The sequence below is a fragment of the Flavobacterium sp. T50_26 genome (genome assembly GCF_057652995.1).
Window position 1 is genome coordinate 17563 of record NZ_JBYFCC010000012.1, and the last position, 25070, is coordinate 42632.

General features: G+C 35.6%; 26 protein-coding genes. 25 read left to right on the forward strand and 1 reads right to left on the reverse strand.

The window, feature by feature from the left end:
• Positions 1-2: 2 nt before the first annotated feature.
• From rpsQ to eno, 21 genes are all read left to right on the forward strand, one after another.
• On the forward strand, positions 3-263 hold the full coding sequence (gene rpsQ, locus AC23MC_RS08780; RefSeq protein WP_112086724.1) for a 30S ribosomal protein S17: 261 nt from the start codon (positions 3-5) through the stop codon (positions 261-263).
• A gap of 2 nt (positions 264-265) precedes the next feature.
• Positions 266-634 (forward strand): 50S ribosomal protein L14, encoded by a 369-nt coding sequence (rplN, locus tag AC23MC_RS08785; protein WP_007803649.1) that lies wholly within the window; start codon positions 266-268, stop codon positions 632-634.
• Positions 635-645: 11 nt separating this feature from the next.
• Positions 646-960 carry a 50S ribosomal protein L24 gene (gene rplX, locus AC23MC_RS08790; RefSeq protein WP_112086796.1) on the forward strand — a complete coding sequence of 105 codons (315 nt, stop codon included), beginning with the start codon at positions 646-648 and terminating at the stop codon, positions 958-960.
• 2 nt (positions 961-962) lie between these two features.
• Positions 963-1514 (forward strand): 50S ribosomal protein L5, encoded by a 552-nt coding sequence (gene rplE / locus AC23MC_RS08795; RefSeq protein WP_487568004.1) that lies wholly within the window; start codon positions 963-965, stop codon positions 1512-1514.
• A 3-nt stretch (positions 1515-1517) separates the two neighbouring features.
• Positions 1518-1787 carry a 30S ribosomal protein S14 gene (gene rpsN, locus AC23MC_RS08800; RefSeq protein WP_291095103.1) on the forward strand — a complete coding sequence of 90 codons (270 nt, stop codon included), beginning with the start codon at positions 1518-1520 and terminating at the stop codon, positions 1785-1787.
• A 140-nt stretch (positions 1788-1927) separates the two neighbouring features.
• Positions 1928-2326 (forward strand): 30S ribosomal protein S8, encoded by a 399-nt coding sequence (gene rpsH / locus AC23MC_RS08805; RefSeq protein WP_112086721.1) that lies wholly within the window; start codon positions 1928-1930, stop codon positions 2324-2326.
• 16 nt (positions 2327-2342) lie between these two features.
• Complete coding sequence (rplF, locus tag AC23MC_RS08810) at positions 2343-2885, forward strand: 50S ribosomal protein L6 (protein WP_291095104.1); 543 nt, start codon at positions 2343-2345, stop codon at positions 2883-2885.
• Between the two features lie 10 nt (positions 2886-2895).
• Complete coding sequence (rplR, locus tag AC23MC_RS08815) at positions 2896-3249, forward strand: 50S ribosomal protein L18 (RefSeq protein WP_487568005.1); 354 nt, start codon at positions 2896-2898, stop codon at positions 3247-3249.
• Positions 3250-3255: 6 nt separating this feature from the next.
• Entirely contained in the window at positions 3256-3780 is a 525-nt protein-coding gene (rpsE, locus tag AC23MC_RS08820; RefSeq protein WP_487568006.1) for a 30S ribosomal protein S5, read from the forward strand.
• Between the two features lie 14 nt (positions 3781-3794).
• Positions 3795-3977 (forward strand): 50S ribosomal protein L30, encoded by a 183-nt coding sequence (gene rpmD, locus AC23MC_RS08825; protein ID WP_291095106.1) that lies wholly within the window; start codon positions 3795-3797, stop codon positions 3975-3977.
• 11 nt (positions 3978-3988) lie between these two features.
• Positions 3989-4441, forward strand: a complete 453-nt coding sequence (gene rplO / locus AC23MC_RS08830; protein WP_112086716.1) for a 50S ribosomal protein L15 — start codon at positions 3989-3991, stop codon at positions 4439-4441.
• Positions 4442-4453: 12 nt separating this feature from the next.
• Complete coding sequence (secY, locus tag AC23MC_RS08835) at positions 4454-5800, forward strand: preprotein translocase subunit SecY (RefSeq protein WP_487568007.1); 1347 nt, start codon at positions 4454-4456, stop codon at positions 5798-5800.
• A 5-nt stretch (positions 5801-5805) separates the two neighbouring features.
• Positions 5806-6021 carry a translation initiation factor IF-1 gene (infA, locus tag AC23MC_RS08840; RefSeq protein WP_112086714.1) on the forward strand — a complete coding sequence of 72 codons (216 nt, stop codon included), beginning with the start codon at positions 5806-5808 and terminating at the stop codon, positions 6019-6021.
• A 12-nt stretch (positions 6022-6033) separates the two neighbouring features.
• Positions 6034-6150 carry a type B 50S ribosomal protein L36 gene (gene ykgO / locus AC23MC_RS08845; protein ID WP_084139925.1) on the forward strand — a complete coding sequence of 39 codons (117 nt, stop codon included), beginning with the start codon at positions 6034-6036 and terminating at the stop codon, positions 6148-6150.
• 2 nt (positions 6151-6152) lie between these two features.
• Positions 6153-6527, forward strand: coding sequence for a 30S ribosomal protein S13 (gene rpsM, locus AC23MC_RS08850; protein WP_487568008.1), 375 nt, complete (start codon positions 6153-6155; stop codon positions 6525-6527).
• A gap of 8 nt (positions 6528-6535) precedes the next feature.
• Entirely contained in the window at positions 6536-6919 is a 384-nt protein-coding gene (gene rpsK / locus AC23MC_RS08855) for a 30S ribosomal protein S11 (protein WP_112086712.1), read from the forward strand.
• A 116-nt stretch (positions 6920-7035) separates the two neighbouring features.
• Positions 7036-7641: a 30S ribosomal protein S4 gene (gene rpsD / locus AC23MC_RS08860; RefSeq protein ID WP_248432898.1), complete on the forward strand. Its 606-nt coding sequence runs from the start codon at positions 7036-7038 to the stop codon at positions 7639-7641.
• Between the two features lie 21 nt (positions 7642-7662).
• Entirely contained in the window at positions 7663-8655 is a 993-nt protein-coding gene (locus tag AC23MC_RS08865) for a DNA-directed RNA polymerase subunit alpha (RefSeq protein WP_112086710.1), read from the forward strand.
• 63 nt (positions 8656-8718) lie between these two features.
• Complete coding sequence (gene rplQ, locus AC23MC_RS08870; protein WP_291095108.1) at positions 8719-9225, forward strand: 50S ribosomal protein L17; 507 nt, start codon at positions 8719-8721, stop codon at positions 9223-9225.
• 427 nt (positions 9226-9652) lie between these two features.
• The gene (gene carA, locus AC23MC_RS08875; protein ID WP_487568009.1) at positions 9653-10771 is read left to right on the forward strand and encodes a glutamine-hydrolyzing carbamoyl-phosphate synthase small subunit; all 1119 of its coding nucleotides are present in this window, start codon (positions 9653-9655) and stop codon (positions 10769-10771) included.
• Between the two features lie 161 nt (positions 10772-10932).
• Complete coding sequence (gene eno, locus AC23MC_RS08880) at positions 10933-12225, forward strand: phosphopyruvate hydratase (protein ID WP_487568010.1); 1293 nt, start codon at positions 10933-10935, stop codon at positions 12223-12225.
• 49 nt (positions 12226-12274) lie between these two features.
• On the opposite strand, the gene AC23MC_RS08885 is transcribed toward eno, so the two are convergent.
• The gene (locus tag AC23MC_RS08885; RefSeq protein ID WP_487568011.1) at positions 12275-13069 is read right to left on the reverse strand and encodes a helix-turn-helix domain-containing protein; all 795 of its coding nucleotides are present in this window, start codon (positions 13067-13069) and stop codon (positions 12275-12277) included.
• 363 nt (positions 13070-13432) lie between these two features.
• Between AC23MC_RS08885 and AC23MC_RS08890 the strand changes: the two genes are divergently transcribed.
• The 4 genes from AC23MC_RS08890 to AC23MC_RS08905 all read left to right on the forward strand — a co-directional run bounded on the left by AC23MC_RS08890 (position 13433) and on the right by AC23MC_RS08905 (position 24929).
• Entirely contained in the window at positions 13433-16057 is a 2625-nt protein-coding gene (locus AC23MC_RS08890; protein WP_487568012.1) for a T9SS sorting signal type C domain-containing protein, read from the forward strand.
• Positions 16058-16249: 192 nt separating this feature from the next.
• Positions 16250-20365, forward strand: coding sequence for a YDG domain-containing protein (locus AC23MC_RS08895; RefSeq protein WP_487568013.1), 4116 nt, complete (start codon positions 16250-16252; stop codon positions 20363-20365).
• Positions 20366-20585: 220 nt separating this feature from the next.
• Entirely contained in the window at positions 20586-24305 is a 3720-nt protein-coding gene (locus AC23MC_RS08900; RefSeq protein ID WP_487568014.1) for a beta strand repeat-containing protein, read from the forward strand.
• A gap of 270 nt (positions 24306-24575) precedes the next feature.
• Positions 24576-24929, forward strand: a complete 354-nt coding sequence (locus AC23MC_RS08905) for a hypothetical protein (RefSeq protein WP_487568015.1) — start codon at positions 24576-24578, stop codon at positions 24927-24929.
• Positions 24930-25070: the final 141 nt, after the last annotated feature.

Genomic DNA, 25070 nt, shown 5'->3' on the forward strand with positions numbered 1-25070 from the left:
AGATGGAAGAAAAAAGAAATTTAAGAAAAGAGAGAATTGGTGTAGTTACTAGCAACAAGATGGAGAAATCTATCGTTGTTTCTGAAACAAGAAAAGTAAAACACCCATTATACGGTAAGTTCGTGTTAAAAACAAAGAAATATGTTGCACACGACGAAACAAACGACTGTAACATTGGAGACACTGTAAGAATTAGCGAAACGCGTCCTTTAAGTAAGTTAAAATGTTGGAGATTAGTTGAAATCATTGAAAGAGCGAAGTAATTATGGTACAACAGGAATCTAGATTAAAAGTAGCAGATAACACTGGAGCAAAAGAAGTTTTGACTATCCGTGTTTTAGGAGGAACGAAACGTCGTTATGCCTCTGTTGGAGATAAAATTGTAGTGTCAATAAAAGACGCAACACCAAACGGAAACGTAAAAAAAGGTGCTGTATCTACTGCAGTTGTTGTACGAACCAAAAAAGAAGTGAGAAGAGCTGATGGATCTTATATCCGTTTTGACGATAACGCATGTGTATTGTTAAACGCGGCAGGTGAAATGAGAGGTACTCGTGTTTTTGGTCCGGTTGCAAGAGAACTTCGTGAAAAACAATTCATGAAAATTGTATCATTAGCACCTGAAGTGCTTTAATTCGATTGATGATGACAAAATTAAAAATTAAATCAGGAGACATTGTAAAAGTTATCGCAGGTGACCATAAGGGTACTGAAGGTAAAGTTTTACGTGTTTTTGTAGATGCAAATAAAGCGATTGTTGAAGGTACAAACATGGTTTCAGTTCACACTAAACCAAGTGCAAAAAACCCTCAAGGAGGAATCGTAAAGAAAGAAGCTCCTATTCAAATATCAAACTTGTCTTTGATTGATCCAAAGTCAAAAAAAGCAACAAAAGTTGGTTATAAAGTAGAAGGAGATAAGAAAGTAAGATTTTCAAAAAAATCTAATCAAGTATTATAGTAATGGCTTATATCCCTAGACTAAAAGAAGAATATAAAAGCAGAGTTATTCCTGCTTTGAAAGAAGAGTTCGGTTACAAAAACGTAATGCAAGTTCCTAAACTTGAAAAAATCGTTTTAAGCCGTGGTGTCGGAGCTGCCGTATCAGACAAGAAATTGGTTGATTATGCAGTAGACGAGTTGACAAAAATCACAGGTCAAAAAGCTTTAGCTACTATTTCTAAGAAAGACGTAGCTGCCTTTAAATTAAGAAAAGGTATGCCAATTGGAGCTAAAGTAACTTTACGTGGTGAAAGAATGTATGAATTCTTAGATAGATTGATTACATCTTCTTTACCTCGTGTAAGAGATTTTGGTGGTATTAAAGCAACTGGTTTTGACGGAAGAGGTAATTACAATCTTGGAGTACTTGAGCAAATCATTTTCCCTGAAATTGATATTGACAAAGTAAACAAAATTTCAGGAATGGATATTACTTTTGTAACAACGGCCAAAACCGATAAGGAAGCAAAATCATTATTAGCAGAATTAGGATTACCTTTTAAAAAGAATTAAGATATGGCTAAAGAATCAATGAAAGCCCGCGAGGTAAAAAGACAAAAAGCGGTAGACAAGTATGCTGACAAAAGAAAAGCTTTATTAGAAGCTGGAGATTATGAAGGCTTACAAAAATTACCGAGAAATGCTTCTCCGGTTCGTTTACACAATCGTTGTAAATTAACAGGAAGACCAAGAGGGTATATGAGACAATTCGGTCTTTCACGTGTAACTTTTCGTGAAATGGCTAACCAAGGATTAATTCCAGGAGTAAAGAAAGCTAGCTGGTAGTTAGTTTATTTCAGCAGATAATTGTACATTTGCCAGCTTTTAGCAGGTAACGTACAATTATCTTCTTTAAAAAATGAGTTTAATGGTTTCAGGTTCAGCGGAATAGTTCCTCTGAAAACCGTTGCCGTAATTTTATAAATATGTATACAGATCCTATTGCAGATTATCTAACAAGAGTTAGAAATGCAGTAATGGCAAATCACAAAGTGGTTGAAATTCCTGCTTCTAACCTTAAAAAAGAAATCACAAAGATTTTATTCGATCAAGGTTATATCCTAAGTTACAAGTTTGATGACAGTTCTGTACAAGGAACTATTAAAATCGCCCTTAAGTACGACAAAGTTACTAAGGAGCCTGTAATTAGAGATATCCAAAGAATTAGTAAACCAGGTTTACGTAAATATGCAGGTTCTTCAAACCTTCCAAGAATCCTTAACGGATTAGGAATTGCAATTGTTTCAACTTCAAAAGGTCTTATGACCGGAAAACAAGCGAAACAATTGAATGTTGGTGGAGAAGTAATTTGTTACGTATACTAATAAACAAGACTGAACGATGTCAAGAATAGGTAAAAATCCAGTTGAAATTCCATCAGGCGTAACGCTAGAAGTTAACGAAGGTGTAATTACAGTAAAAGGAAAATTAGGTCAACTAACACAGGAGTTTTCGGATGTAACTGTAAAAGTTGAAGACGGTCAAGTATTAGTGGAAAGATCATCTGACCACAAAGATCATAGAGCTAAACATGGTTTATACAGGTCATTAATCAGTAACATGATTAACGGTGTATCAAACGGTTTTACAAAAGAATTAGAGTTAGTAGGGGTAGGGTACAGAGCTTCTAATCAAGGTCAAAAATTAGATCTTGCATTAGGATTTTCTCACAATATCGTTTTAGAAATTGCTCCAGAAGTAAAATTGGAAACAGTTTCAGAAAAAGGTAAGAACCCAATCGTTAAACTAACCTCTCACGATAAACAACTTTTAGGTCAGGTAGCCGCTAAAATTAGAGGTTTCCGTCGTCCAGAACCTTACAAAGGAAAAGGAGTTAAATTCGTAGGTGAAGTATTAAGAAGAAAAGCAGGTAAATCAGCTTAAAAATAAGATTATGTCATTAACAAAATCTGATAGAAGACAGAGAATTAAGTTCAGAATTAGAAAGATTGTAAGCGGAACTGCTACTAAACCAAGACTTTCTGTATTCAGAAGCAACAAAGAAATCTACGCACAATTAGTAGACGACGTAAACGGAACAACCATTTTAGCCGCTTCCTCTAGAGATAAAGGAGTAGATGCTAAAGGAACAAACGTAGAAGTTGCTAACGCAGTAGGAAAACTAGTTGCTGAAAAAGCATTGAAAGCTGGTATTGAAACAGTAACTTTCGATAGAGGAGGATACTTATACCACGGTCGTATTAAATCATTAGCAGAAGGAGCGAGAGCTGCCGGACTTAAATTCTAAGAAATTATGTATAGTCAATACAAAAATGTAGAGTTAGTAAAACCTAGTGGTCTTGAATTAAAAGATCGTTTGGTAAGTGTAAATCGTGTTACCAAAGTAACAAAAGGTGGTAGAGCATTTGGTTTTTCTGCTATTGTTGTTGTAGGTGATGAAAATGGAGTAGTTGGTCACGGATTAGGAAAATCTAAAGATGTTTCTGAAGCTATTGCAAAAGCAGTAGAAGATGCTAAGAAAAACTTAGTTAGAATTCCACTAAGCGGTCAATCTGTTCCTCACGAACAAAAAGGAAAATTTGGTGGAGCTAGAGTATTCTTGATGCCTGCTTCTCACGGTACCGGGGTTATTGCCGGTGGTGCTGTGCGTGCGGTACTTGAATCAGTTGGAATCCACGATGTATTATCAAAATCTCAAGGATCTTCAAACCCTCACAATGTAGTAAAAGCAACTTTTGATGCTTTACTTCAAATGAGAAGTGCTTATACAGTGTCTAAGCAAAGAGGAATTTCTTTAGAGAAAGTATTTAAAGGTTAATATACAAGGAAATTATGTCAAAGATTTTAGTAAAACAAGTAAAAAGTCAAATCAATTGTCCTCAAACACAAAAGAGAACATTGGTTTCTTTGGGTCTTAAAAGATTAGGACAAGTAGTAGAGCATGAAAATTCATCTGCTATCCTTGGTATGGTAAATAAAGTTAAACACTTAGTTTCTGTAGAAGAAACTAAATAACACTATTCAAAATGAATTTAAGTAACTTACAACCAGCTGAAGGTTCAACACACAATCAAAATAAAAGATTAGGTAGAGGAGAAGGTTCTGGAAAAGGTGGTACTGCGTCACGTGGTCACAAAGGAGCAAAATCTCGTTCTGGTTATTCTAAAAAGATTGGTTTTGAAGGTGGTCAAATGCCACTTCAAAGACGTGTGCCTAAGTTCGGATTTAAAAATATCAATCGAGTAGATTATCAAGGTATTAATCTTGACACTTTACAAGCTTTAGTTGATAATGGTACAGTAACTGATACAGTAGATTTCTCTGTAATCATTGAAAACCGTTTGGCCACTAAAAACGAATTGGTAAAAGTATTAGGTCGAGGTGAATTAAAAGCGAAATTAAAAGTAACCGCTCACAAATTTACTGCTACCGCAAAAGCAGCAATTGAAGCTGCAGGTGGTGAAGCTGTAACTTTATAATTTACTGACTGTATGAAGAAATTTTTTGAAGCACTCGCAAACGTATGGAAGATTGAAGAATTAAAGAATAGAATTCTTATAACTCTTGGATTACTTTTAGTTTATCGTTTTGGAGCACAGGTTACTTTACCGGGAATTGATGCAACTAAGTTGGAAGGCTTAGCATCGCAAACAGACCAAGGAATCGGATCGATTCTTAATATGTTTACCGGAGGAGCATTTTCTCAAGCATCTGTTTTTGCTTTAGGAATTATGCCCTACATTTCTGCATCCATCGTGGTGCAATTAATGGGAATCGCAGTTCCTTATTTACAAAAACTGCAAAAGGACGGTGAGAGTGGTAGAAAAAAAATCAATCAGATTACACGTTGGTTAACCATTGCTATCACACTAGTTCAAGGTCCGGGTTATATTTATAACTTGTACAGAACATTGCCTTCTGAAGCATTTTTATTAGGATTCAATTCTTTCTCATTCCTTTTCTCAGCAGTAGTAATCCTTGTAACAGGAACTATCTTTGCGATGTGGTTAGGTGAAAAAATTACTGATAAAGGAATTGGCAACGGTATCTCCTTATTAATTATGGTAGGTATTATTGCTCGACTACCCGAAGCATTTTTGCAAGAGTTTGTTTCAACAGTATCACAAGATCAAGGAGGTTTAGTGAAATTAGTATTCGAAATTATTCTTTGGTTATTAATCATCATAGCAAGTATTCTTTTAGTAATGGCGGTACGAAAAATACCTGTTCAATACGCCAGAAGAACAGCAGGAGGTGATTTTGAACAAGATAGTATGGGTGGAAATAGACAGTTCATTCCTTTGAAGCTTAATGCTTCCGGAGTTATGCCTATTATCTTTGCACAGGCAATTATGTTTATTCCTGCAGCAGTAGCCGGTCTTTCAAATTCTGAAACCGCTCAATCCGTTACAGGAGCTTTCAGTGATATGTTTGGTTTTTGGTATAATGTTGTTTTTGCTTTGTTAATTATCGTTTTTACGTATTTTTACACAGCAATTACAGTACCAACCAATAAAATGGCTGATGATTTAAAAAGAAGTGGTGGATTTATTCCAGGCATAAGACCAGGAGTAGAAACATCCGACTTTTTAGACAAAGTGATGTCTTTAATTACATTACCTGGTTCTCTCTTCTTAGCACTTATTGCTGTATTTCCTGCAGTAGTTGTTAATTTAATGGGAGTTCAACAAAATTGGGGAATGTTTTTTGGAGGTACATCCTTATTAATTATGGTAGGAGTTGCAATTGATACTATGCAGCAAATAAATTCGTATTTGTTGAATAGACATTATGATGGTTTAATGAAAAGTGGTAAAAATAGAAAAGCAGTAGCTTAATTTTTATGGCAAAACAATCAGCAATAGAACAAGACGGATCAATCATCGAAGCATTATCAAATGCAATGTTCCGCGTAGAATTAGAAAATGGTCACGTAGTGATTGCTCATATTTCCGGTAAAATGCGTATGCATTACATTAAATTATTACCTGGTGATAAAGTAAAATTGGAAATGAGCCCTTACGACCTGACAAAAGCAAGAATTACTTATAGATATTAAAGCTATTTCACAATGAAAGTAAGAGCATCAGTAAAGAAAAGAAGTGCCGAATGCGTAATCGTTCGCAGAAAAGGCAGATTGTACGTTATTAACAAAAAGAATCCTAGATTTAAACAAAGACAAGGATAATTATGGCAAGAATCGCAGGGGTAGATATACCTAAAAACAAAAGAGGAGTTATTGCTTTAACCTATATCTTCGGTATCGGTAGAAGCAGAGCTATTGAGATTTTAGAAAAAGCTCAAGTTAGTCAAGACAAGAAAGTTCAAGATTGGAATGATGACGAAATCGGAGGAATTCGTGACGCCGTTTCATATTTCAAAATTGAAGGTGAATTGCGTTCAGAAGTATCACTACACATCAAACGTCTTATGGACATTGGATGTTATAGAGGAATTCGTCACAGATCTGGTCTTCCATTAAGAGGACAAAGAACTAAAAACAATTCCAGAACTAGAAAAGGTAAAAGAAAAACTGTTGCTAATAAGAAAAAAGCAACTAAATAATAAGTAATATGGCTAAAGCAACAGCAAAAAAACGTAAAGTTATCGTTGAATCAACGGGTGAAGCTCATATTAATGCAACTTTTAACAACATTATTATTTCACTTACCAACAAAAAAGGTGAAGTAATTTCTTGGTCTTCTGCCGGTAAAATGGGTTTTAGAGGATCTAAAAAGAACACTCCGTATGCAGCTCAAATGGCAGCAGAAGATTGTTCAAAAGTAGCACTTGAGGCAGGTTTAAAGAAAGTGAAAGTGTATGTGAAAGGACCAGGAAACGGACGTGAGTCTGCTATCCGTTCTATCCATAACGGTGGAATCGAAGTTACTGAAATTATCGACGTAACTCCAATGCCACACAACGGATGTAGACCTCCAAAAAGAAGAAGAGTTTAATGAACAACTGATTCATTTCAGTTCTTTATAATTTTTATTAAGTATAACACAAGGTAGAGAACGATTATCGAAGGATTTGACCTGAATTCATAATCACTACCTTAAAACAATTTAAAATGGCAAGATATACTGGTCCAAAAACTAAAATAGCTCGTAAATTTGGCGAAGCTATATTCGGAGAAGACAAAGCCTTCGAAAAAAGAAATTACCCTCCAGGGCAACACGGTTTAGCTAAGAGAAGAGGTAAAAAATCTGAATATGCAGTTCAGTTAATGGAAAAGCAAAAAGCGAAGTACACGTACGGAATTCTTGAAAAACAATTCAGAAACTTATTTGAAAAAGCAGCAGCATCTAAAGGTGTAACAGGTGAAATCCTTTTACAACTTTGCGAAGCTCGTTTAGACAACGTGGTTTACAGAATGGGTGTAGCTCCATCAAGAAGAGCAGCTCGTCAAATCGTTGGACACAGACACATCACTGTAAACGGTGAAATTGTGAATGTTCCTTCTTACCACCTAAAACCAGGCGATAAAGTTGCTGTTCGTGAAAAATCTAAATCAGTAGAAGCTATCAACAATTCTTTAGCTAATGCTAGCAAAGTTTACGAGTGGATTACTTGGAACAATGATACCAAAGAAGGTACATTTGTAACTGTTCCACAACGTTTACAAATCCCGGAAAACATCAAAGAACAACTAATCGTTGAGTTATACAACAAATAATAATTGACAGAAGTCGTAATTATGGCAATATTTAATTTTCAGAAGCCCGATAAAGTTATCATGATCGATTCAACCGATTTTGAAGGTAAGTTTGAATTCAGACCTTTAGAACCTGGTTACGGATTGACTGTTGGTAACGCACTTAGAAGAGTTTTGCTTTCCGCTCTTGAAGGATATGCTATTACATCTGTTCGTATTGAAGGTGTAGATCACGAGTTTTCTACCATCTCTGGTGTAGTAGAAGATGTAACCGAAATTATTTTGAACTTAAAACAAGTTCGTTTCAAACGTCAAATCGAAGATGTTGACAATGAAACCGTTACCATCTCTCTTTCCGGAAAAGAACAAATTACCGCTGGTGATTTTCAAAAATTTATTTCAGGTTTTCAAGTTTTAAACCCTGAATTAGTAATCTGTAACCTTGACGCTAAAGTTAACATCAACATGGAGTTAACCATCGAAAAAGGTAGAGGATACGTTCCTGCAGAAGAAAATAAAAAACAAAACGCAGCTATTGGAACAATTTTCACTGATTCTATTTTTACACCTATTAAAAATGTAAAATATGCAATCGAAAACTTCCGTGTTGAGCAAAAAACAGATTATGAAAAATTGGTTTTCGAAATCAAAACCGATGGTTCAATCAATCCAAAAGATGCTTTAACAGAAGCCGCTAAAGTTTTAATTCACCACTTTATGTTGTTCTCAGACGAGAGAATTACACTTGAAGCTGACGAAATTGCACAAACAGAATCATACGATGAGGAATCATTGCACATGAGACAATTGCTTAAAACTAAGCTTGTTGACATGGATCTTTCTGTAAGAGCACTAAATTGTTTGAAAGCGGCAGAAGTTGATACATTAGGTGACTTAGTATCATTCAATAAAAACGACTTGATGAAATTCCGTAATTTCGGTAAGAAATCATTGACCGAGCTTGATGAGCTTGTGGCAATCAAAAACTTACATTTCGGAATGGATTTGTCAAAATATAAACTAGATAAAGAATAAATTTTCTTCATATTTTGCTCTCCAAAGCGGATAGATGCAAGATGAAGTTTTAAAAAACACGTCATGAGACACGGAAAAAAAATCAACCATTTAAGCAGACAACAAGGTCACAGAAGATCAATGTTGGCTAACATGGCTTGTTCATTAATTGAGCACAAAAGAATCAATACAACAGTTGCCAAAGCAAAAGCTTTGAAACAATTCGTTGAACCATTGATCACAAAATCAAAAGAAGATACTACGCACAACAGACGTATCGTATTTGCTTACTTGAGAAACAAATATGGTGTTACCGAACTTTTTAGAGAAGTAGCAGCAAAAGTGGGCGACCGTCCAGGTGGTTACACACGTATCATAAAGTTAGGAAATCGTTTGGGAGATAACGCTGATATGGCGATGATCGAACTAGTAGACTTCAACGAACTATACAACGGAGGTAAAAAAGAAGAGAAAAAAGCAAAAAGCCGTCGTGGTGGAAAAGCTAAGAAAACCGAAGCCGCTGCTCCAGAAGCAAAAGCACCGGAAGCTCCAGCTGCTGATTCAACTCCAACAACCGAAGCTGCTGAATAATGAAATTCAGTATCAAATAATAAAAAAGGATAAACTTTCGAGTTTGTCCTTTTTTTTTGATTTTTTCAGAAGCGATTGGCTCGGGCTTTTTCAGGAAACCATTTTCCCGCTTTCCGCTATATCTTTTGTTTCGTAAACTACACAAAAGGATACCGCTGCAATCGGGGCTAAAAAGTAAACCATAAAAAGATTGAATTTCTAAGAAAATATCAACTAAAAAATTGCCAATCCATTTCAAAAAACTTAAATGAACTTAAACCTTAATGTAACTTAATTTCTTAGTGGTTCAAAAAATTTAAAACTTATATGCTTATATGGTTAAAAAAACTCAGCCAGAAAAAACTCAACATCTCAGCCACTCAGCAACTCAGAAAAAAACTTTCCCAAATTCAGAAATTAAACTAAATTTGCAAAACAACACACAACAATGAACTACACCACACGACAAACCGCCATATTGTTACTCGCAGATGGCACCATTTTTCACGGAAAATCAATCGGAATCAGCGGAAAAACCTTCGGCGAAGTCTGCTTCAACACCGGAATGACAGGCTATCAGGAAATCTTTACCGATCCATCCTATTTCGGTCAAATTATGGTAGCCACCAATGCTCACATTGGAAATTATGGCGTAAACGACCAAGAAGTAGAATCCGATTCCATCAAAATTTCCGGATTAGTTTGCAAGAATTTCAGTTTCAACTATTCCCGACCCGATGCAGCAGGAAGTTTATACGACTATTTCGAAAAACAAAACCTAATCGCCATTTCTGACGTTGATACACGAGCATTAGTAAGCTATATTCGCGATAATGGTGCACAAAACGCTGTTATCTGTACTGACGGAACGCATATTGACGAACTGAAACATCAATTGGCCAACGTTCCCGATATGAAAGGATTGGAATTAGCCTCTACCGTTTCAACCAAAGAACCTTATTTCTTCGGAGATGAAAACGCAACCTATAAAATTTCAGCGTTAGATTTAGGTATTAAAACCAACATCCTACGCAATTTAGCCAAGAGAGATTGTTACATTAAAGTATTTCCATACAGCGCATCGTATGCCGATTTACAAAGTTTCAATCCGGATGGTTACTTTTTGTCCAACGGTCCCGGCGATCCGGAACCATTGACCGGCGTAATCGAATTAGCAAAACAAATCATAGCCGACAATAAACCATTATTCGGAATCTGTCTTGGTCATCAAATCATTGGTTTGGCCAACGGCATTTCAACCTATAAAATGTTTAACGGACATCGCGGAATCAATCATCCCGTAAAAAATCTAATCACCGGAAAAGGAGAAATCACTTCTCAAAACCACGGATTTGCTGTTGTTCGCGAAGAGCTTGAAAAACATCCTGATTTACAAATCACCCACGAACACCTAAACGACGGAACCGTAGCCGGAATGCGAATGAAATCGAAAAATTGCTTCTCGGTTCAATACCATCCTGAAGCAAGTCCCGGACCACACGATTCATCTTATTTGTTTGATGATTTCATTTCCAACATTAAAAAAGCAATGTTACAAGAAGCATAAATTAATCTGAGCCTGACAGTTTTACAAATTGTCAGGCCTTTTTTATACTAAAACGTTTGCGTTTATAACTTTCTTGATTTATGTAAAATTCCAAATTTAGAATCCTTAAATTTGTGTATCATTCAATAAAAACAACAAAAAAATAATAAATAAACAGTATCATGAGTATTATTATCAAAGTACATGCAAGACAAATCCTTGATTCAAGAGGAAATCCAACTATTGAAGTGGATGTCATTACAGAAAACGGAATTTTAGGAAGAGCAGCTGTTCCTTCAGGAGCTTCAACAGGAGAACACGAAGCAGTAGAGCTACGTGACGGAGGAAAGTCATATATGGGTAAAGGTGTGTTGAAAGCGGTAGATAACGTAAACACAACCATCGCAGAAGAAATCGTTGGAATGTCAGTTTTTGAACAAAATCAAATCGACAAAACGATGATTGAATTGGATGGTACTCCAAATAAATCAAATTTAGGAGCTAATGCAATTCTTGGTGTTTCATTAGCCGTAGCAAAAGCAGCAACCAACGAATTAGGAATGCCTTTGTATCGCTATGTTGGAGGAGTTTCCGCTAATACGTTACCGGTTCCAATGATGAACATCATCAACGGTGGTTCGCATTCTGATGCTCCAATTGCATTTCAAGAATTCATGATTATGCCTGTAAAAGCAACAAGTTTCACTCATGCTATGCAAATGGGAACAGAGATTTTTCATAACTTGAAAAAAGTATTACACGACCGTCATTTGTCAACAGCAGTGGGTGATGAAGGTGGTTTTGCACCTAACTTACCGGGCGGAACAGAAGATGCGTTAGATTCTATCAAATTGGCTGTTGAAAATGCAGGTTATACGTTTGGAGAAGATATTATGATTGCGTTAGATTGTGCTGCGGCTGAATTTTATGTAAATGGAAATTACGATTACAAAAAATTTGAAGGTGAAACAGGAAAAATCAGAACTTCTGCAGAACAAGCAGAATATTTAGCTGAATTAGCATCCAAATATCCAATCATCTCCATCGAAGACGGAATGGATGAAAACGATTGGGACGGTTGGAAATATTTAACTGATTTAATTGGAGATAAAGTTCAATTAGTTGGTGACGATTTATTTGTAACCAACGTTCAACGTTTATCAACCGGAATTCAAAAAGGAATTGCCAATTCCATTTTAGTAAAAGTAAACCAAATTGGTACGTTAACGGAAACGATTGCAGCGGTAAATATGGCTCACAATGCGGGTTATACTTCAGTTATGTCACACCGTTCAGGAGAAACAGAAGATAACACGATTGCTGATTTAGCTGTAGCTTTAAACTGTGGTCAAATTAAAACCGGTTCTGCTTCGCGTTCTGATCGTATGGCAAAATACAATCAATTGCTTCGTATTGAGGAAGAATTAGGAAATGTGGCTTACTTCCCGGGCAAAAAAGCGTTTAAACAAAAATAATATTTCGATTAGATAGTAAAAGCCCGGAAATTCCGGGCTTTTTTTATGCTTATTGTTTTGCAATTTTTTCTTTTATTTTATAAAGTAGAATAATCTGTAGAATTGTGAGTGGAATGAGTAAGAAAACACCAATTAGAAATAGAAACACAACAATAAATGTTGCTCCGGTAACAATTAGAACTATTCCGGTTAACGTAGGTAAATTTTTATCTAAATGAGATTTCAGTCGTAAAACGCCAATTCCATTCAACACATAAGCACATCCAAAAATGATGGATAAAACCACCAAGAAATATTCTTCAGAATCCAGCGGATTATACCAAGTAAAAATATCAAAGACATAACCCATCCCGAAAGTGAAAATGGCAACAATAGAACTTATTCGCAATAAATAATTTGAAAAAATCGTTCCACTAACCACAAATCCGGTATATAAAAATACCATGCTTATTAGGGAAATCAGTTTTACGGAAATGTAAATCGATGTCGATGAGTTCACCGTTTTGAAATCTTCTATATCTAGGTCAAAATATACTTCTATAAAACCAATAAAAAAGTAAATTACTCCGGCAATGATGGCTAAATTTAAAGCCAAAAGTTGGTTTTTTGAAACGCTCCAATTGCTTTTTTCCTCATTAGGAAACAATGTCTTGATGTTTTCCAAATTATAATCTAATGCAGCTAAAATGGTTTTGATTGTAAAACTTCTTGGCGTTACCTCTCCAGCTTCAATGCGTTGAATTGTTCGCACACTGATGTTGCATTTATCCACAAGTTCTTCTTGTGTGAGTCCTTTTTCGTTGCGTAAGTTGGTGATAATCTTACCTAATTCCGGTTGTTTCATGATGTGATGATTTAATTTTAGGCAATACTACAACCCTTCTCATTTTGTTGCAATTATTTGGATGGAAATTGCCCCGACATTAACCCGACATTTGATTTTATAAAGCAAAAAAGCAAATTCTATTGAATTTGAAAATTAAAATAGACACTATATCAGTTTTTTTTCGGAATCAATATTTAAGAAAAAACTGTCTTAAAAACTGTCATTTTTATAATTTATAGGCAATAAAAATCAATTTCAAATAAATTTATTAACACTAAAACGTTATAGTTTGTAATATTATATCATAATTTAAAAAAAATATTAAATTTACCTAAATTTACTGTTAAGAAATTTTACCCAAATTTAAAAAATTACTTACTTATGAAAAAATTATTACTATTACTATTTGTGTTTGTCAATGGTGTAGTCTCGGCTCAAACGTATATCAATGGATGCGGAAATTGGTCTAATGTATGGAGAAATTCCTCTGGTTGTAATGGTTTTCCTGGAGGAGTCCAGTTGTTCTCTTTTGGAGCGACCAATCAAGGGGATGTTAATGGAAGGTTTATCACTGTTGATGGTACGATTGGAGGTACTCAAGTTACACTAAATCCCGGACAGAAAATTGTTATGCGTATAGCAGGGCAAGATGGCGGGGGTAGAACAGGCATAACAACTGATGGAATTATTGGTTTTTCTCTCAGAACTACTACAAGTTTGTTTGATGGTGGTGCAGATTTAGACCCCAGATACAACAACAATGCTCTTACAAAAGTGGAGTTTCGCGGTGGTGATGGGAATGCAAGGTATAATACTGCAAATGGTTTAGTATATGCCAACATGCCTAATTTTAGTTCCTTTAAATCAGGTACTACGTATGAAATTGAAGTTATATCTGACAAGGAATTCAATATCATTATTGGTGCAACTCGAAATAACATTGAGCCGTTTGCAAATGGTGGAGGTTCAATTAGACAAATACAAATTAGAAATAGTGGAGCGAATATGGATGCAAATTTCACCAATTTAGCTGTATCCAACTTACCTATCAATTTAACCTCTAATTCAGGTGAAACTAAGACCGTAACCGGAGTTATGAGTAACAACGGTGCCAATATTAACACTGTTAACAAAAACGGAGTTGGAACTGTGGATCTTACCGGTCAAAATACGTTTACCGGACTAACTACTGTAAATGCAGGAACATTACGTTTAAACAGAACCGGTGGTGCAACGTTGCCATCCACTAATAACGTAACGGTTAGTTCCGGAGCTACATTGCGTGTTTCCACAAACCAAACGTTAAATAATTTGACACTTCCTGCCGGAGCAAGTTTGACGGTAGATTCTGGTGCAACTTTGACTATCAACGGAACATTTACATATAGCGGAACCATTTCAGGAACGGGAACAATTGCCTACGGTAGTTCAGGAACATTAGTGTACGGTTTAGCCGGAAATCAAACAACGGCAGTAGAATGGCCAAGTGCAAGCGGACCATCAACCGTAACTATCAATTCAGGAAATTATACATTAAATAATAGTAAAACGCTTTCAGAAGATTTAATTCTTAGTACAGGAACAGCCTTAACCGTTCCTTCTACAATTAATTTGACTGTTGGAGATGATTTAATTACCAACGGAGGAAGCGTTACTGTTCAAAACAATGCTAACCTAATTCAAAACGGTTCAACCAATGATAATTCGGGAACCATCACTGTTTTTCGCAATAGTGCGAGCTTGTTCAAGCTAGATTATACCCTTTGGTCTTCGCCTGTTGCAGGTCAAAATTTATTGGATTTTTCACCAGACACAATGACCAATCGTTTTTATACATATAATTCAGGTAGTAATGTTTACAGTCCAATTAGTCCTTCAGCCAACGACTTTGAAGAAGCAATTGGTTACTTAATTCGTATGCCTGACAATCATCCAACAGCTACAGCTACCATTTGGAATGGTCAGTTTAACGGTCTTCCCAACAATGGTGATGTTACTTTAACTGTTGCAAGTGGTACATACAATGCAATTGGAAATCCATATCCGTCAACAATTGACGCAGATGATTTTATAAATACAAACGGATTGACAGAAGCTTTATATTTTTGGAGAAAAACCAATAATGCAGCCACTTCTTCCTATGCTACCTATACGCTGGCGGGAGGAGTTGGAACAAATCCAAACTCAGGAGATCCACTTGGTTTAGATCCCAATGGAGTAATTCAGGTTGGGCAAGGATTTATTGCAAAAGCTACTTCATCTACTCTTGTTTTTGATAATACCATGCGAATTGCCGATAACAACAATCAGTTTTTTAGAAATTCGTCCGAAATTGAAAACAATCGTATTCGATTAACAGCAACGGGTGATAATGGTTTTTACAGTCAAGTGTTAGTGAACTACCGTTCGGAAGCCACCAATGATTTTGATGCCGCTTTAGACGGAAGATACATTAATGATAGTGACAATGCTTTTTATACAATTTTAGAGCAAGAACCATTTGTTATTCAAGCCCGAGCATTGCCTTTTGAAAATTCAGATGTGGTTAATTTAGGTTTTAAAACAAATACCGCAGGAACTTTTTCAATTGAGTTGAATGAAAAAGATGGTGTTTTTGCGGAAAACTCTGAAATCTATATCAAAGATAATGCCTTAGGAATTTGGCATAATATTACCACTGCTCCGTATGAATTTGTGAGTGAAGCAGGCACATTTTCAGAACGGTTTGATTTAGTTTATCAAGATGTTTTGGCAGTAGAACAGCCGTTGGCAAACAATAACCATTTTATAGTTCTAAAAGAAAACAATGGCTTAACCGTTCGTTCTGCACAAGAAGAAATTTCTAGCGTTACAGTGTATGATTTAAGTGGAAGAAGTATTGCTTCATCACATAACAATTCGTCTACAAGTGTTTCTATTCCAATGGGAGCAACTCAAACACAAGTACTTTTACTACAAGTTGTTACACAAAACGGAATTATTATAACAAAAAAAGTAGTTTTCTAAAATAGCATAAAACCAAAAACCTTCTGTAAATTCAGAGGGTTTTTGGTTTTATATTTTTTCATATACAAAGAAATAACCATTTCGTAACGCAAAATTTTAGTTTATCGACCAAGTGTAACATTTTAACGTTATATTTGCCCTCGCTTCAAAGATACCACATTCTTGAAGTTTCCAAAAACTAAAATTTTTTATATGCTTAACTCTACTCAATTGTTTTTTACTGATGGTAAAAAATCGTTTAAAAATCTTTTTGTAATTTGTAGTTTGTTTTTTATGATCTTGATGGGATATGGACAAAATAATCCTACGCCACATAATTTAAGTTCATCAAATTATTCATTTACAGGATTTGCTGCCGGAACAACAACTATTTATCCAACTTCTATGCAAGGATGGAGTTTTAGTGCAGAGCCAACAACTGCCATCACAGGAAGTGCAAATGCTAATTTTCCTTTGTCAAATAATGCAAGCGGTTTTAATTCAGGATCAATTAGAAATGAAATAGCAGATGGAATAAGTTTGTTGAATTCTTCTAGTAATAATATTGGTGCAATAGTTGTATCAGTCAATACGACAGGAAGACAGGATGTTACAGCCACTTGGACAGCTGCTGAAATTTCTGCAAATGGTACTCGATCAAATTCTTTGGTTCTACAATATAGAGTAGGTACAACAGCAACTTGGAATACAGTTTCCGGAACAACATATACTACTAATACTGCTGCAACAAATACAGCAGCTCAAACCTTTTCAAATATTGCTTTGCCATCAGGCGTAAATAATCAAAGCGTTGTACAGCTAAGATGGTTGTATTATATGGCTGGTGGTACAACGGGAACTAGAGATAGAATTCGTTTAGATGATATTACTGTTTCAAGCTCAGCTATTGTTGTTGCTGCCCCAGTCGTAACTGGAGCAACCGTAAACGGAACTGTTGGATCAGCAACCAACTATCAAATAGTTGCTGCTAATTCACCCGCTTCTTACGCAGTAGGTTCAGGAACATTGCCTGCAGGTTTGTCATTAAATCTAACTTCTGGAGTTATTTCAGGAACACCAACCACTGCTGGTTCAAGTTCTGTTCAAGTAACAGCGACCAATGGAACAGGAACAAGTGATCCCGCTACATTAAATTTTGTAATTGCGTTGGGCAACCAAACCATTACATTTAATGCATTAACAAATAGACAATATGGCGATGCCAATTTTAATTTAACCGCAACAGCCAGTTCGGGTTTAACGGTTGACTACAATAGTTCAAATCCTTTAGTAGCTACAGTTTCGGGAAATATCGTTACGATTGTTGGTGAAGGAACAACTGATATCACAGCATCTCAAGCCGGAAATGCAAATTATAATTCTGCAGCAAATGTTGTTCGCACATTAACAATCACCAAACGTCAGCTTACTGTTGGTGGATTAACAGGAACTAATAAAATATATGATGCAACAACAACCGCTTCGGCAACCGGAACTGGAACATTGAATAATGTTTTAGCAGGTGATGAAAGTAATGTTACATTATCGGGAACACCAAGCTTTGCTTATGTAACCGCTACAGTGGGAACAAACAAAACAATTAATGGAAGTGGCTTCACTTTATCAGGTTCTGCAGCAGGAAATTATGTTTTAACACAACCTACTTTAACAGGAAACATAACTGCAAAAACAATTACCGTAACCGGAGCAACAGCAAACAACAAAGTGTATGACGGAACAACCACCGCAACTATTGTTGGAGGAACATTAAACGGAGTAGAAGCAACAGATGTTGCCAATGTAACGTTAGTTTCAACAGGTTCATTCGACACAGCAACGGTTGGAGAAAACAAACCCGTAACTTTATCTATATCAGGAAGTGCAGCTTTTAATTACAGTTTAACACAACCTGGTATTACAGCTTCAATTACAAAGGCAAACCAAACGATTACGTTTAATGCGTTACCAACTTTAAATACAAACTCAGCGAGTGTAAACTTGAATACGTATGCATCTGCATCGTCAGGTTTAGCTTTAACGTATGAAAGTTCTAATCCGACTGTGGTTAGTGTTTCTGGAAACACATTATCTGTTGTTGGCGTGGGAACGGCTATCATTACTGCTTCACAAGATGGTGATACCAATTATAATGCCGCAACTGATGCAACTCAAAGTGTAACTGTAAATATTGCTCCTACTATTATTGCGGGTTGGGATTTTCAAACAACAACTAATGGAGGAACAGCATTAGCTGCAGCTCCAGGTACTCCAAAGCAAATTACTGCAAATTTTGGTTCAGGTGTTTTATATTTAAATGGAACTAATTTTTCTAGTAATTTTAATGCAAATACAACTGGAAATGAATTAACTGCTTTTGGAGGAACAGCTTTAAATACCACAGGGACAAGTTTTTCTACATCTACATCGGGTGCAACTTCTCTTACTTTAGTAAGTGGAACAAATTCAACCGCAAATGGTAAAAGTGCAGTGTTTGTAATAAACATGTCTAATTACGCTAATTTAGAAATTTCTTATGCTGTTCAAAGATCAGGCTCTGGTTTTACAACTAATGAGTGGGAATATAGTTTAGATGGTTCGGTTTGGAATTCAATAGGTACAATAAATAGTATTCCTACATCTTTTGGTGTAGTTTCCTTACCTGTGCCTTCGAGCTTGAATAATGTTTCAACTGCTTATATTCGTTTAACGGTTGATGGTTCAACAGCAAGTGGTTCTAACAATAGATTAGACAATATTAAATTTGAAGCTACCATAATTCCAATCACCGAAGTAACCTGGAACGGAACCGAATGGTCAAACATCGCCGGTCCGGATGAAACAATCGATGCCATTATTGATGGTGTTTATGTAACCGGAACTCATGGAGAATTTACTTCAAAAAAATTAACAGTAACCTCTGGTTCTTTTACAGTGAGCACAGGAACTTCAATTACTGTGGAAGATGTATTAGAAAATGAATTGTCTGCAGCAGCTATTGTAGTTGAAAATAACGCAAACCTTATTCAATCGAATGATGTGGATAATATAGGTTCAATTACGGTTGAAAGAAATAGCTCAGATGTAATGCGTTTGGATTACACGTTATGGTCGTCGCCGGTTGCCGGACAAAATCTTTTAGGGTTTTCACCTCAAACAATGGCTAACCGTTTTTATGTTTATAATCCGTCTAACAATCAATATGCAACAATTACCCCTTCTACTAACAGTTTTGCAGAAGGAACAGGGTATTTAATTCGTTCACCCGATAATCACTCAACTACGCCAGCTTCTTGGGCAGGAACATTTGTGGGCGAACCACATAATGGAGATGTTACTATTTCGGTATCAAACGGTACTTATAATGCAGTGGGTAATCCATATCCTTCAACTATTTCGGCAAATTCTTTTATCACTGCCAATGGTTTAACTGAAGCAGTATATTTTTGGAGAAAAATCAACGGAGCAGCAGGATCTGCCTATGCTACCTACACATTTGCAGGTGGAGCAGGAACAGGTTCTAGTGACAGTGATGCACAAGTTCCAAACGGAACAATTCAAGTAGGTCAAGGTTTTCTTGTAAAAGCTACTTCTGGTTCTTTGGTATTTACTAACCTAATGAGAACAGCCAATCACCAAAATCAATTTTTTAGAAATGCTGATTCGGATAAAAACAGAATTTGGTTAAACGTAAGCAATGCTCAGAATGTAATCGGACAAACGTTACTTGCTTATATGGAAAATACATCAGTTGAGTACGATGCTATGTATGACGGAAAATATATTAATGACAGTCAAACTGCATTTACTTCGCTACTTAATAATGAAGAATTTGTAGTGCAAGCAAGAGGTTTGTTTACTGCTTCCGATGTTGTTCCAATGCATTTTAAAACAGAAGCTGCCGGAAGCTATACTATTTCACTAGCCAATGTAGATGGTTTGTTTGAAACAGAACAAGATATTTTTGTAAAAGATAATTTTACCGGAGTTGAACATAATTTGAAAAACACGGCTTATGAATTTACTTCTGTTGAAGGTTCTTTTGGTGATCGTTTCGAAATTATTTATCAATCTACATTAAGTGTATCTGTTCCTGAATTTGCAAACCAAACTATTGTTTTTGCAAAAGATAATAATTTGAATGTTCAAAGTGGTTCTGCAAACATTACCGCCATTCAAGTGTTTGATGTGCAAGGTAGACTTGTTTTGGATGTTAAAGAAATCAATTCGGTAACCTACTCAACTTCACTAGACCAAATTAGTAATGGTGTGTTGTTAGTAAAAGTAACTGCTGAAAACGGACAAAGCACAACTAAGAAAATTATCAAATAAAAAACATAAATTTCCAAAAAAAAACCTCCGAATTTCGGAGGTTTTTTTATTTTCCATTTTTTGCTATTGTAGTGTTTTACTTAGTTAATTTAACATAAATCCTTCTTGATTTTTTATTTTTTTAACAGTTGTCGGTTTTTTGTTCAGTTTGACGATATTTTTTTTTTATTTCAATTATCGAAACTAATTTCGGTCGTTAAATTCAACTAAATAACCTTTTATGAACAAATTTTTACGATTGACTCTGCTCATGATTATTTTTATGGGAAGTCTATCTGTTACTGCCCAAAAAACATGGGTAGGTGCCAATAATGGTAACTGGAATACATCTGCAAACTGGTCGCCAAGTGGTGTTCCCGGCTCGGGTGATAATGTAATTATCAACACAACAAGAAATATTAACATAGATGTTACTACTACTATAAACCGATTAACGGTAACTAGTAATGCATCAGTTACTTTTACTTCTAGTGGAGGTGGGAGAACCCTTACTATTGATGATACCGGAAGTTCAATTGATACTGGTTCTTCATTAGAGTTAAGAGGATCTACTGGAAGCGGAACACGTTCTATGACTTTAGCTTTCACCGGTTCTAACGAAACAATGAATATTGCAGGAACATTAACAGCTACTAACGTTGGTGATGGTTCCGTTTATAATGCATCGAATAGTTTAACTACGGTTAATGGTACGGTAATTAGTTCAGGAGGAACTATTACCTCCACAGCTGCTAATTTGACAATCTCAGCAACAGGGACGTATCAACATAACAGAAATGGCGGACCAATTCCAACCGCAACTTGGAATGCAGCTTCTAATTGTTTGATTAGTGGAATAACAAATACTATTCCTTCAGCTGGTCTGGGGCAATCTTTTGGTAATTTTACTTGGAATTGTTCGGGTCAAAGTGCTGCAATTAATAATTTAACCGGAGCCTCAGGAGGACTAACAACGATTAATGGTAATTTAACAATATCTTCAACAAATGGACAAACGCTAAATTTTAATAATTCTGGTACCAATAGAACAGTAACATTAGGAGGTAATTTCAATCTAACGGGTGGTGTTGTCGATTTAGAAAGCGGTACAGGAAATACTGTTGTTTCTATGTCAGGAAATTTGTCGGTTTCGGGAACAGCTGTTTTAGATTCAAGTACAGGGTCAACATCTACAGTTAATGGAACTTTTGTTTTTAATGGTTCAGGTGTAAAAACATTAAATTTTTCAACTCCTGCTAATGTGGGGTATATAAATTTTACAGTGAATTCTGGTGTAACACTTGAGTTATTAAGTGGAGTGACTCTAACAAAATCAAATACAGCAGCTTGGCGGGGTACGATTTTAGTCAATTCCGGAGGAATAATCAATTGTGGTACTCAAGTAATTGATGGACAATTTACAGGAACAAATGCAAATTTCACAATTAGTTCCGGTGCAAAAATGATTACCGCTAATGCAACCGGAGTGCAAGGTTCTGTTGCTACAACCAATGTAAATGCAACATATAATTCTGGTGCGAGTTATGAATTTAGAGGAGCAGCTACTGGTATATTTACATTATCTACCGCCAATACCATAACCGGAACGATGACCATTAACCGTTCTGCCGGCGTGACAGTTAGTCAAGATTTTACAACTTCTACCTTAGAATTTTTAGATGGAGTTGCCACAACTGGTAGTTTTGCTATTACGATTCCTTTGACTGGTTCAATTACAGGAGCAAATGCTTCACGATATGTAAATGGACGTTTAAATAAAGTATTTAATTCAGCAACTAGCTTTACTTATCCAATTGGGAAAGATGGTGTTTATAAACCTGTTGTTTATGAATATACTGCTTTAACCGGAACTAGTACTGTTTCTGTAGAACAATTTGAATCTGCATTAGTCGGTACACTTCCATCGTTAAGTAATTTAAATAATAACAGATACTGGGAAATCAGTCAATCAGGCGGTTCTTCAATTGGTTATAAAGTAACATTAGATGGAACAGGCGATTCTGTTACAGGAACGGTCGTTATGCTCAAAAGAGAGTCGGGAAGTACAACGAGTCATGCAGTAACAACGCCTAACTATACAAATACAACAAGTTACACTACCTTGACAGGAAATAATCAATTTACATTAGGTAGTAATTGTACACAAACTGCTTCAGTAGGCAGTAATCAAAGTTTCTGTTCTCCTGAAGCTGTTGTTTTAAGCGGTAATACACCAACATATGGTTCGGGAACTTGGTCAGTATCCGGACCTAGTACTTCGTTGACACAATTTTCTGATGTTAATGCTCCAACTGCTACTTTTACACCTGCAGGAGGAAATGGTATTTATACTTTAACCTGGACAATAACCAACGGAAACTGTTCTATCACTGCCAACCAAGATTTGGAATACGGCAAAACAACATCATGGACATCTGCATCTGGAGGAAGTTGGAGTAATGGTACACCTGATGCTACCACTTCAGCTGTTATAGAATATGATTATACATCATCCGGTAATTTAATCGCTTGTTCAATGACTGTGAGTAACAATGCAGAAGTTGTTATTTCCACTGGAGATACAATAGATCTTTTAGGTGGTTTAACGGTAAACACAGGAAGTTCATTTACACTGGAAAATGATGCATATCTTTTGCAAGGCGGTACAACTAATTTAAATAGCGGTGCTATTACAGTTGAAAAACAAACACAAAATTTAATGCGTTTGGATTATGTGCTTTGGTCTTCACCGGTTGAAAATCAAAACTTGTTGAGCTTTTCTCCATTAACAGTTACAAATCGTTTTTACACTTATAATTCGTCTTCAGACAGTTATTCAACAATTGTTCCGGGTTCAAATGATTTTGCTGTTGGTCAAGGTTATTTAATTAGAATGCCGGATAATCACCCAACTTCGCCAACCGCTTGGCAAGGTAGTTTTGAGGGTAAACCTAATAGTGGTGATTTAACCATTGCTTTGTCTAACGCAGGTAACGGCTTTACGGCTGTTGGAAATCCATATCCATCTCCAATTAGCATTGATACATTCCTAGATGATAATAGTAGTTTGATTGATGGAAATTTATATTTCTGGAGAAAAACAAACAATATGACAGGAAGTGCTTATGTTACCTACAGTGGTGGTGTTTTTAGTGATGGTCCTCATACCAACGATAACATTCAGCCTGGGCAAGGTTTCATTGTTAAGTCAACAAGTGCAGGAAATTTACAATTCAACAATTTACAAAGAGAACTGAATAGTGGTGTTTTTTATAGAAACAATGAAGTTGGAAATGATTCCAGAATTTGGTTGCATTTAAAAAACAACAATGCAATTGTAGGTAAAATGGCCATTGGATATAATGACCACGCTACCAATGAAATTGATTTACATTTGGATGGCGAATATATTAATGATAGTTCATTAGCTTTAAATTCAATTGTTGGCGATACTGAGCTTGCTGTTCAACAACGTGCCAATTTTGTTGCAACAGATGTTGTTCCCTTAAGTTTTAAAACAAACAATGCGGGGAGCTATGAAATTGCAATTAATACATTTGATGGTTTGTTTTTAAATGAGGAGCAACAAATTTTCATAAAAGATAATCTTCTTTCTCTGGAACATGATTTGAAAAATGGAAGTTATAGTTTTGTTTCAGATGCCGGAACTTTTGCAGATCGATTTGAAATTATTTACCAAAGTACATTATCGGTACAAAATCCAATGCTAGAAAATTCGGTTGTTGTTTATTCAAAAGACAAAACAATCCAAATTAGTTCAGGTTTAACTACTTTAACTAACGTAAAAGTATTTGATTTGAGAGGAAGATTATTGGCAGAGCAAAACGATGTAAATGCTTCTACGGTTGCGATTCCTTTAATGCAAGTTGAAAACCAAGTACTGATTGTTCAGATCACTTCTACAGACGGACAAACTACTTCTAAAAAAGTAGCTCACTAAAAATAATAATTATAAAATGCAAAACCTTCGAGCAATCGAAGGTTTTTTTTTGCTCAAATCTATAAATCAGTCAAACTACACGTTTCAACGTTCTATGGAAAGTACCGTTATTTAAGCAATTATCGATGAACTGCATATTTTAACCATCCATTTTCAAACTGATGTCTTTTTATCGAGTTTATCAACACGTTATCGAAAAAATAGGGTAGCGGCATACAATCGGGATACTTTTACATCAGAAATAAAAACAAAACGATTTTTAAAATACATATGAAAGCAATCAACACTAAATTCTTAATCACTTTAATCTTAGTTATTTTTTCTGCTATTACTGAAGTTTCTGCTCAAACTACAGTGGCTAACGAAATAGTTTCAGAAGAACAAGCACAAGAGATGATTCAAGAAAGTACTGTTGAAATGAGTTCAATTGAAATATCAAATTGGTTTTCGGGAGCAAAACAAGAAACTAAAGTTTCTACTGCAAAAGAAGAATCAACTACTATTAACCGTTCTGCCTTGGTTTCAAAAAAAGAACAATATTTAAAATCAGGAATGTCTACAAAAACAATTTTGATTCGTTCTATCATGAAAAAAGCAGACAGTTATGTAAACGCAACGGTTTAGTTTTACGTCAAAAAGAAACTAAACAATCAGTTACTTAAAACCCTTCATAACCCTTCTTTTAGAGGGGTTTTTGATTTTATATAACGTTGATCACTTCTATTGAATTTTGATGTTTTTCATCAGATTCTCATTCAAAACCTA

Excerpts from the sequence above, each read along its gene's own strand:
- rpsQ (WP_112086724.1), top strand. The coding sequence starts at position 3 with ATGGAAGAAAAAAGAAATTTAAGAAAAGAGAGAATTGGTGTAGTTACT.
- rplN (WP_007803649.1), top strand. The coding sequence starts at position 266 with ATGGTACAACAGGAATCTAGATTAAAAGTAGCAGATAACACTGGAGCA.
- rplX (WP_112086796.1), top strand. The coding sequence starts at position 646 with ATGACAAAATTAAAAATTAAATCAGGAGACATTGTAAAAGTTATCGCA.
- rplE (WP_487568004.1), top strand. The coding sequence starts at position 963 with ATGGCTTATATCCCTAGACTAAAAGAAGAATATAAAAGCAGAGTTATT.
- rpsN (WP_291095103.1), top strand. The coding sequence starts at position 1,518 with ATGGCTAAAGAATCAATGAAAGCCCGCGAGGTAAAAAGACAAAAAGCG.
- rpsH (WP_112086721.1), top strand. The coding sequence starts at position 1,928 with ATGTATACAGATCCTATTGCAGATTATCTAACAAGAGTTAGAAATGCA.
- rplF (WP_291095104.1), top strand. The coding sequence starts at position 2,343 with ATGTCAAGAATAGGTAAAAATCCAGTTGAAATTCCATCAGGCGTAACG.
- rplR (WP_487568005.1), top strand. The coding sequence starts at position 2,896 with ATGTCATTAACAAAATCTGATAGAAGACAGAGAATTAAGTTCAGAATT.
- rpsE (WP_487568006.1), top strand. The coding sequence starts at position 3,256 with ATGTATAGTCAATACAAAAATGTAGAGTTAGTAAAACCTAGTGGTCTT.
- rpmD (WP_291095106.1), top strand. The coding sequence starts at position 3,795 with ATGTCAAAGATTTTAGTAAAACAAGTAAAAAGTCAAATCAATTGTCCT.
- rplO (WP_112086716.1), top strand. The coding sequence starts at position 3,989 with ATGAATTTAAGTAACTTACAACCAGCTGAAGGTTCAACACACAATCAA.
- secY (WP_487568007.1), top strand. The coding sequence starts at position 4,454 with ATGAAGAAATTTTTTGAAGCACTCGCAAACGTATGGAAGATTGAAGAA.
- infA (WP_112086714.1), top strand. The coding sequence starts at position 5,806 with ATGGCAAAACAATCAGCAATAGAACAAGACGGATCAATCATCGAAGCA.
- ykgO (WP_084139925.1), top strand. The coding sequence starts at position 6,034 with ATGAAAGTAAGAGCATCAGTAAAGAAAAGAAGTGCCGAATGCGTAATC.
- rpsM (WP_487568008.1), top strand. The coding sequence starts at position 6,153 with ATGGCAAGAATCGCAGGGGTAGATATACCTAAAAACAAAAGAGGAGTT.
- rpsK (WP_112086712.1), top strand. The coding sequence starts at position 6,536 with ATGGCTAAAGCAACAGCAAAAAAACGTAAAGTTATCGTTGAATCAACG.
- rpsD (WP_248432898.1), top strand. The coding sequence starts at position 7,036 with ATGGCAAGATATACTGGTCCAAAAACTAAAATAGCTCGTAAATTTGGC.
- AC23MC_RS08865 (WP_112086710.1), top strand. The coding sequence starts at position 7,663 with ATGGCAATATTTAATTTTCAGAAGCCCGATAAAGTTATCATGATCGAT.
- rplQ (WP_291095108.1), top strand. The coding sequence starts at position 8,719 with ATGAGACACGGAAAAAAAATCAACCATTTAAGCAGACAACAAGGTCAC.
- carA (WP_487568009.1), top strand. The coding sequence starts at position 9,653 with ATGAACTACACCACACGACAAACCGCCATATTGTTACTCGCAGATGGC.
- eno (WP_487568010.1), top strand. The coding sequence starts at position 10,933 with ATGAGTATTATTATCAAAGTACATGCAAGACAAATCCTTGATTCAAGA.
- AC23MC_RS08885 (WP_487568011.1), bottom strand. The coding sequence starts at position 13,069 with ATGAAACAACCGGAATTAGGTAAGATTATCACCAACTTACGCAACGAA.
- AC23MC_RS08890 (WP_487568012.1), top strand. The coding sequence starts at position 13,433 with ATGAAAAAATTATTACTATTACTATTTGTGTTTGTCAATGGTGTAGTC.
- AC23MC_RS08895 (WP_487568013.1), top strand. The coding sequence starts at position 16,250 with ATGCTTAACTCTACTCAATTGTTTTTTACTGATGGTAAAAAATCGTTT.
- AC23MC_RS08900 (WP_487568014.1), top strand. The coding sequence starts at position 20,586 with ATGAACAAATTTTTACGATTGACTCTGCTCATGATTATTTTTATGGGA.
- AC23MC_RS08905 (WP_487568015.1), top strand. The coding sequence starts at position 24,576 with ATGAAAGCAATCAACACTAAATTCTTAATCACTTTAATCTTAGTTATT.